This window comes from Microbacterium sp. P2_F9, from assembly GCF_056403635.1.
The window spans coordinates 1-7,499 of sequence record NZ_JBFUFC010000192.1 but is presented as its reverse complement, the minus strand read 5'-3'; the positions used below and the strand labels follow the sequence as shown (position 1 = coordinate 7,499).

Genomic DNA, 7,499 nt, shown 5'->3' with positions numbered 1-7,499 from the left:
GTCAAGACGACCTCGAAGGCCTGGGCGCTCGACAAGATCATCGAGCTCATCGACCTCACCACTCTCGAGGGCGCAGACACTCCTGGCAAGGTGCGCTCCCTCGTTGCGAAGGCGCTGAATCCGGATGCTTCAGACCCGACCTGCCCGCGGGTCGCCGCGGTCTGCGTCTACGGCGACATGGTGCCGTACGCCGTCGAGGCGCTCGGCGCCGCCCACGGCGATCCGGACGACGGGCTCGTCAGCGTCGCGGCCGTCGCGACCGCCTTCCCGAGCGGACGCGCCTCCCTCGCGATCAAGCTGGCCGACACCGCCGCCGCGGTCGCCGATGGCGCCGACGAGATCGACATGGTGATCGATCGGGGTGCGTTCCTCACCGGCCGCTACGGGCTGGTGTTCGATCAGATCGCCCAGGTCAAGCAGGCCTGCCGGCGCGCCGACGGCACCTCCGCGTCGCTGAAGGTCATCCTCGAGACCGGCGAGCTGAACACCTACGACAACATCAAGCGGGCGTCCTGGCTGGCGATCCTCGCGGGCGGCGACTTCATCAAGACCTCGACGGGCAAAGTGGCGCCTGCGGCGACCCTGCCGGTGACCCTCCTCATGCTGGAGGTCGTGCGCGACTGGCACCGCGCGACCGGCGAGAAGATCGGCGTGAAGCCAGCCGGCGGCATCCGCACGTCCAAAGACGCGATCAAGTACCTCGTCACGGTGGCCGAGACGACCGGCGAGGAGTGGCTGCAGCCGCACCTGTTCCGCTACGGCGCATCGAGCCTGCTCAACGACGTGCTGCTGCAGCGGCAGAAGCTGCGCACCGGACACTACTCCGGCGCCGACTACGTGACGATCGATTGATGCCCCGGAACGGATGGATGCAATGAGCTTCCTGGATTACGCCCCCGCCCCCGAGTCCCGGGCGGTGCTGCGACTGCGCGACGAGTATGGACTGTTCATCGACGGCGAGTTCCGCCCCGGCACGGGAGCGACCTTCGCGACGATCTCCCCTGCCGACGAGACGCACATCGCGACGATCGCGTCGGCGAGCGAGGCGGATGTCGATGCCGCCGTCGCCGCCGCGCGCCGCGCCTACGAGAAGACGTGGTCGAAGCTGAGCGGCCGGGAGCGCGGCAAGTACCTCTTCCGGATCGCCCGGCTCGTCCAGGAGCGGGCGCGCGAGCTCGCGGTCGCCGAGAGCCTCGACAACGGCAAGCCGATCAAGGAGAGCCGCGACGTGGACATCCCACTCGTGGCCGCGTGGTTCTTCTACTACGCCGGCTGGGCCGACAAGCTCGACCACGCCGGCCTCGGCGCGGACCCGAGGGCGCTCGGAGTCGCCGGTCAGATCATTCCGTGGAACTTCCCGCTGCTCATGCTCGCCTGGAAGATCGCCCCGGCGCTGGCGGCGGGCAACACGGTGGTGCTCAAGCCGGCCGAGACGACGCCTCTCTCCGCGCTCATCTTCGCCGAGATCCTGCAGCAGGCCGATCTGCCTCCGGGCGTCGTCAACATCGTGACGGGTGCCGGAGCGACCGGTGCGGCGCTCGTGCGGCATCCTGACGTCGACAAGGTGGCCTTCACCGGCTCGACCGCCGTCGGCCGTGAGATCGCGAAGGCGGTCGCGGGCACCGACAAGAAGGTGACGCTCGAACTCGGCGGCAAGGCCGCGAACATCATCTTCGAGGACGCCCCGATCGATCAGGCGATCGACGGCATCGTCACGGGCATCTTCTTCAACCAGGGCCAGGTGTGCTGCGCCGGCAGTCGCCTGATCGTGCAGGAGTCGATCCACGACGAGGTCGTCGAGCGGCTCAAGGTGCGCCTGTCCACGCTGCGCCTCGGCGACCCGCTCGACAAGAACACCGACATCGGCGCGATCAATTCGCTGGAGCAGCTGAACCGCGTCCGCGAGCTCAGCCGCATCGGCGAGGAAGAGGGCGCCGAGCGCTGGACGTCGGACTGCGTCATCCCCGACCGCGGCTTCTGGTTCGCCCCGACGATCTTCACGAACGTGCAGTCGAGCCACCGCATCGCCCGCGACGAGATCTTCGGTCCGGTGCTGTCGGTGCTCACCTTCCGCACTCCCGCCGAGGCGATCGAGAAGGCGAACAACACGCCCTACGGACTCTCCGCCGGCATCTGGACCGAGAAGGGCTCGCGAATACTCGCCGTCGCCGACAAGCTGCGCGCGGGCGTCATCTGGGCCAACACGTTCAACCGGTTCGACCCGTCGAGTCCGTTCGGCGGCTACAAGGAGTCCGGCTACGGCCGTGAGGGCGGCCGCCACGGTCTGCTCGCGTACCTGAAGGGAGCGGCATGAGCAAGCGACTGAGCGTGCCCAAGACCTACAAGCTCTTCATCGCCGGCGCGTTCCCGCGCAGCGAATCGGGGCGCACGTACGAAGTGCGCTCGGCCAAGGGGGACTTCCTTGCGAACGCCGCCATGGCCTCGCGCAAGGACGCCCGTGACGCGGTCGTCGCGGCACGGGGCGCGATCAAGGGCTGGTCGAGCGCGACGGCGTACAACCGCGGTCAGGTGCTCTATCGCGTCGCCGAGATCCTCGAGGGCCGGCGCTCCCAGTTCGTCGACGAAATCGTCGCGCAGACCGGGCTGTCGTCGGCTGCGGCCACCGCCGAGGTCGATGAGGCGATCGACCGCTGGGTCTGGTACGCCGGCTGGACCGACAAATACAGCCAGGTCACCGGCAACGGCAACCCGGTCGCCGGCCCCTACTTCAACATCTCCGTCCCTGAGCCGACCGGCGTGGTCGGGATCATCGCCCCGCAGGACACATCGCTTCTCGGACTCGTGTCCGTGGTCGCCCCGGCGCTCGTCGCGGGCAACACCGTCGTGGTGGTGGCCGCCGAGCGCCTGCCGCTCTCGGCGATCAGCCTCGCCGAAGTGCTCGCGACCTCGGATGTGCCCGCCGGTGTGGTCAACGTGCTCACCGGATCGCCCGCCGAGATCGCGCCGTGGCTCGCCTCCCATCCGGAGGTGCATGGCCTCGATCTCGCCGGTGCCGGCGACCTCGAGTGGGTGGATCTGCAGATCGCGGCGGCCGATACCCTCACGCGCGTGCTTCCGCCGCAGGGCGGGACGGATGCCGTGATCCCGAGTCTGCATCGGATCACCGCATTCACCGAGATCAAGACCGTCTGGCACCCCAAGAGCCTGGTCTGAAAACTCGGTGAATTTCGTGTAACGAAAGGGTAACGGCGCATGTAGAGTGGGCTCTCACGTCGACGACGACGTGAGTTGAGAAGGACATGCCCGATGCCCGACCACCGGTATTTCGCGCGCTTCGGCGCGGGGAATCAAGCCCTGCTGATCGCCGTCGCCCTCATCAGCGCGGTCGTGACCGCCTGCGTCGGCGGAGCACGGGACACATCGATCGACCTGACCACGACCGCCCGCACGCCAGGCGAGCGGGCTGTCGTGGTCAGCCATCGCGGCGGGGGGATCTCGGCCCCCGAGAACACCCTGCCGGCGGTCACGGCGGCGCTGGCGGCTGGTTTCGACTACGTCGAGGTGGATGTCGCGCTCACCGCCGATCGGCAGCCCGTCCTGATGCACGATCCCGAAGTGGACCGCACGACCGACGGTCGCGGGGCGCTCGCCGACCTCACCCTCGCCGAGGTGCGCAAGCTCGACGCGGGCTCGTGGTTCGACCCGCACTTCGCCGGGACGCGCGTCCCCACTCTCGACGAGTTCCTCGATGTGCTCGAGGTGTCGGGGCAGCGCGCGCTGGTGGAGCTGAAGGGACCGTGGGACGAGGCATCCGTCGTGTCCTTCGCCGCCGAGGTGATGGCGCGCGGGCTCGACCGAAGACTCGCCGTGTCGAGCTTCGACGCGGCGACGCTGATGTTCGCCAAAGACGCGGCCGCCTCGATCCAGCGGTTCGCGATCATGAAGGCCTTCCCCGGCCATGTCGTACGCGTGGCCAAGGAGGTGGGAGCGCGCGGCATCATCGTCGGGCGCCGCGCCGTCATCAAGCACCCCGAGATCGTCGACAAACTGCAGGCCGCGGGCGTGCGGGTCGTCGTCTACACGCTGAACACCGACGCGCAGTGGGATGCGGTCACCGCGCTCGGCGTCGACGGGATCGTCACCGATGATCCCGGCACGCTGTCGCTGTGGCAGGCGGGCGCCCGCGGGTAGGATCGAGGCCAGACTCCGGGAGGAAATGTGCGTGCAAGAGCCCTCGTGGTCGCAACGGGCGCGGTGCTCGTCGCCCTGAGTCTCGCGGGATGCGCGCCGGAGCCGTCGACGCCCTCGGCCACGGCATCCGCGTCTCCGTCCATGACGCAGACCCCGTCGCCGAGCGCAGCAGAGCCCTCGCCCAGTGCGACAGCGGATTCCGAGAACATCGCCCTTCCCGCGACATGCGAGCAGATCTACTCACCCGAGATGCTCGCGGCGCTCACCGCGCAGGCGCCACCGCTCAACCACCCCGGGGTGACGATGCTGTCGACGCAGAACGCGGAGCTGCTGGAGATTCTGCACTCCGGCGTGCCGACGATCCGCTGCTCGTGGGGTTCGCCGAGCGAATTCGGGCTCGCGACGAATGTGTCGATCGTGGACGCAGTTCAGTCCGCCGCGATCGCGGCAGCCTTGCGCAACGCCGGCTTCGGCTGCGAGCAGCACGCGGGGGGTACGATCTGCCGCACCGACCAGACCGTCATCAGCCAGGACGACACGCAAGTGCACCTCGGCGAGACGCACTACATCCGGGGCAACGGCTGGGTCTCCACCGCCTGGATCAATTTCGCCCCCACCGGCTACACCGAAGACATCGTGGCGACGCTCTGGGGCTGAATCGGCCCGGAACCGCTAGACTGACCCCCAGGATGTCCTGAATTCGATGCCGCGGCTCGCTGAAGCGAGTGCCAGCGGCCGGAATCAGCCCACATCCTGTCCCGCGTCCGTGACGGCCCCGCCGCCCGCGGGAGCTGTGCACACCTCGCCCGGTCGCCCGACCGGGCACCGCCGGATCTCCGGCGTCCACTCTCAGGAGGAGCATGCCGACTACGGCATCCGCCGCGCGCAATGCGTCGCAGCGACGCAGAAAGCCGTCGCCTGCGCGACGCGACGACGAAGCGCCCATCATCCCGATCCTCGCCCGCAAGGTGCGCGAGGTCGAGGCGAAGGCGCAGCGCGGAAAGCTCGGACCCACCAACCGGGTGAAGTTCCAGGTCATCGCCTTCCTGGTGCGCGAAGAGCGCGCCAGGGTGAAGGGTGACGCCACGATCCCAGACGCCACGCGCGCCGAACTGCTCAAGCGCCTCGACGGCGTGGCCACGATCCTCGCCAAGACCGCGGCGCGGGACACCTCGCTCATCCAGCTGCTCGAGGTCGACCAGGCCGCATCGCCGGTTGCGCGCCGCATGCGCCGGGACTGGCTGCTCGAGTCGGGCGCCGACCTTGCCCCGGACGAGCTCATCATCACCGACGCCGCCCCTGTGGCGCCCACCGTCGTGCCCGCTGCTCTCGCCGAGCGGCAGGTCGTGCCGATGGCGATCGAGTCCCGCCAGCTCGCGAACCCGTTCCTCGCCCCCGACCTCGCCGTACGCGCGCCGACGTCGAACCCGCGCCGCCGGCTCGACGGCTGGGAGCTCATGGGGCCTCTGTACAAGGCGTTCGAGACGGGCGCCGGCGGCGGCGCCGCGTCGATGGACCTCCCCCCGGTGCCGGAGTTCGACCGGCTCTCGCCCAAGGGCCTGGAGATCATGCCCCACCAGTCCCGCTTCCTCGAGGCGGTGCGCGACGGTCACCGGACCTTCCTGCTCGCCGATGAGCCGGGCCTGGGCAAGACCGCGGAGTCGGTGCTCGCGGCATCCGTCGCGGGTGCATACCCGCTCCTGGCCGTAGTGCCCAACGTCGTCAAGATGAACTGGGCCCGCGAGGTCGACCGCTGGACCCCGCAGCGGCGCGCGACGGTCATCACCGGCGACGGCGAGGATATCGACGCGTTCGCCGACATCTTCATCGTCAACTACGAGATCCTCGACCGGCACCTCTCCTGGCTGAGCTCGCTCGGCCTCAAGGGCATGGTCGTCGACGAGGCCCACTTCATCAAGAACCTCACCTCGCAGCGCTCGCAGAACGTGCTCGCGCTCGCCGCGCGCATCCGCGAGCAGGTGCGCGACCCGCTGCTGCTCGCGCTCACCGGCACCCCGCTGATCAACGACGTCGAGGACTTCGACGCGATCTGGCGGTTCCTGGGCTGGACCAAGGGCGACAAGCCCGGCCCCGAGCTCATGGCGCGGCTGGACGAGACCGGCCTCACGCCGGCCGACAAGGCGTTCTACCCCGAGGCGCGCGACGCCGTGATCTCGATGGGGATCGTCCGGCGCAAGAAGAAGGATGTCGCGGCCGACCTGCCCGACAAGCTCATCGCCGACCTGCCCGTGCAGCTCGACGACGAGTTCGGCCGCTCGATCCGGGCAGCCGAGCGAGAGCTGGGAGCACGGCTCGCGGCGCGGTACCGGCGCATCATCGAAGCCCGCAACCGCCTGGTCACCCCGGGCGAGGTGGACGAGGACATCGTCCGACTGGTCGCGCAGGGCGAGCTCGACGAGGCGAAGAACGCCGGCGCCGGGGGAGACAACGTCTTCACGATGGTCCGCAAGATCGGCCAGGCCAAGGCCCTGCTCGCCGCGGACTACGCGGTGCAGCTGCAGCGCTCCGTCGGCAAGGTCGTGTTCTTCGCCAAGCACATCGACGTCATGGATGCCGCTGAGCGCCACTTCGCGGCATCCGGTCTGCGCACCGTATCGATCCGCGGCGACCAGACCACCCCGGCCCGCCAGATCGCGATCGACGCGTTCAACACCGACCCCACGGTCGGGATCGCGGTGTGCTCGCTGACGGCGGCCGGTGTCGGGCTGAACATGCAGGCGGCGTCGAACGTCGTGCTGGCCGAACTGTCGTGGACCGCGGCGGAGCAGACCCAGGCGATCGACCGCGTCCACCGCATCGGCCAGGACGAGCCGGTGACCGCGTGGCGCATCATCGCGGCGCACACGCTCGACACGAAGATCGCCGAGCTGATCGACTCGAAGCAGGGGCTCGCGCTGCGCGCCCTGGACGGCCAGGCCGTCGATCCGCAGTCCAGCGACTCGGTGCAGCTGTCGGCGCTCATGCATCTGCTGCGGCAGGCGCTCGGGGCCGAGTAGGCCCGCGTCCAGAACCTTGCGCCCGGGTGACCGGGCGGGTGTGGCAGGCCGCCGCGTCCGGGCGATAGTGTCAACTGAGGCAGCGTCGCCGCTTCGTCCACACCGAGCGCAAGGACCCACAGCATGAAGATCGGCATCCTCACCAGCGGCGGCGATTGCCCGGGGCTGAACGCGGTGATCCGCGGCGCCGTGCTCAAGGGCACGACGACCTACGACATCGAGTTCGTCGGCATCCGCGACGGGTGGCGTGGCGCTGTCGACGGCGACTTCTTCCCGTTGACGAGGCACGAGGTGAAGGGGCTGTCGAAGGTCGGCGGCACGATCCTCGGC

General features: G+C 69.4%; 7 protein-coding genes. All 7 read left to right on the top strand.

Going from position 1 to position 7,499, the window contains the following annotated elements; genetic code table 11:
• A partial coding sequence (gene deoC, locus AC1DVT_RS16280) for a deoxyribose-phosphate aldolase (protein ID WP_477390028.1) occupies nt 1-852 on the top strand: 852 nt, incomplete at its 5' end.
• Between the two features lie 22 nt (nt 853-874).
• Nucleotides 875-2,314 (top strand): aldehyde dehydrogenase family protein, encoded by a 1,440-nt coding sequence (locus tag AC1DVT_RS16275; RefSeq protein ID WP_477390027.1) that lies wholly within the window; start codon nt 875-877, stop codon nt 2,312-2,314.
• The gene (locus tag AC1DVT_RS16270) at nt 2,311-3,174 is read left to right on the top strand and encodes an aldehyde dehydrogenase family protein (RefSeq protein ID WP_477390026.1); all 864 of its coding nucleotides are present in this window, start codon (nt 2,311-2,313) and stop codon (nt 3,172-3,174) included. Before AC1DVT_RS16275 ends, AC1DVT_RS16270 begins: the two co-directional genes overlap by 4 nt.
• A 93-nt stretch (nt 3,175-3,267) precedes the next feature.
• A complete protein-coding gene (locus AC1DVT_RS16265; RefSeq protein ID WP_457100557.1) occupies nt 3,268-4,152 on the top strand; it encodes a glycerophosphodiester phosphodiesterase in 885 nt (294 codons plus the stop codon).
• A gap of 27 nt (nt 4,153-4,179) precedes the next feature.
• Nucleotides 4,180-4,809 carry a hypothetical protein gene (locus AC1DVT_RS16260; protein ID WP_477390025.1) on the top strand — a complete coding sequence of 210 codons (630 nt, stop codon included), beginning with the start codon at nt 4,180-4,182 and terminating at the stop codon, nt 4,807-4,809.
• A 203-nt stretch (nt 4,810-5,012) separates the two neighbouring features.
• Nucleotides 5,013-7,169 carry a DEAD/DEAH box helicase gene (locus AC1DVT_RS16255; RefSeq protein WP_477390024.1) on the top strand — a complete coding sequence of 719 codons (2,157 nt, stop codon included), beginning with the start codon at nt 5,013-5,015 and terminating at the stop codon, nt 7,167-7,169.
• Between the two features lie 123 nt (nt 7,170-7,292).
• Nucleotides 7,293-7,499 (top strand): 6-phosphofructokinase (locus AC1DVT_RS16250; RefSeq protein ID WP_477390023.1); only part of this gene is annotated, 207 nt, incomplete at its 3' end.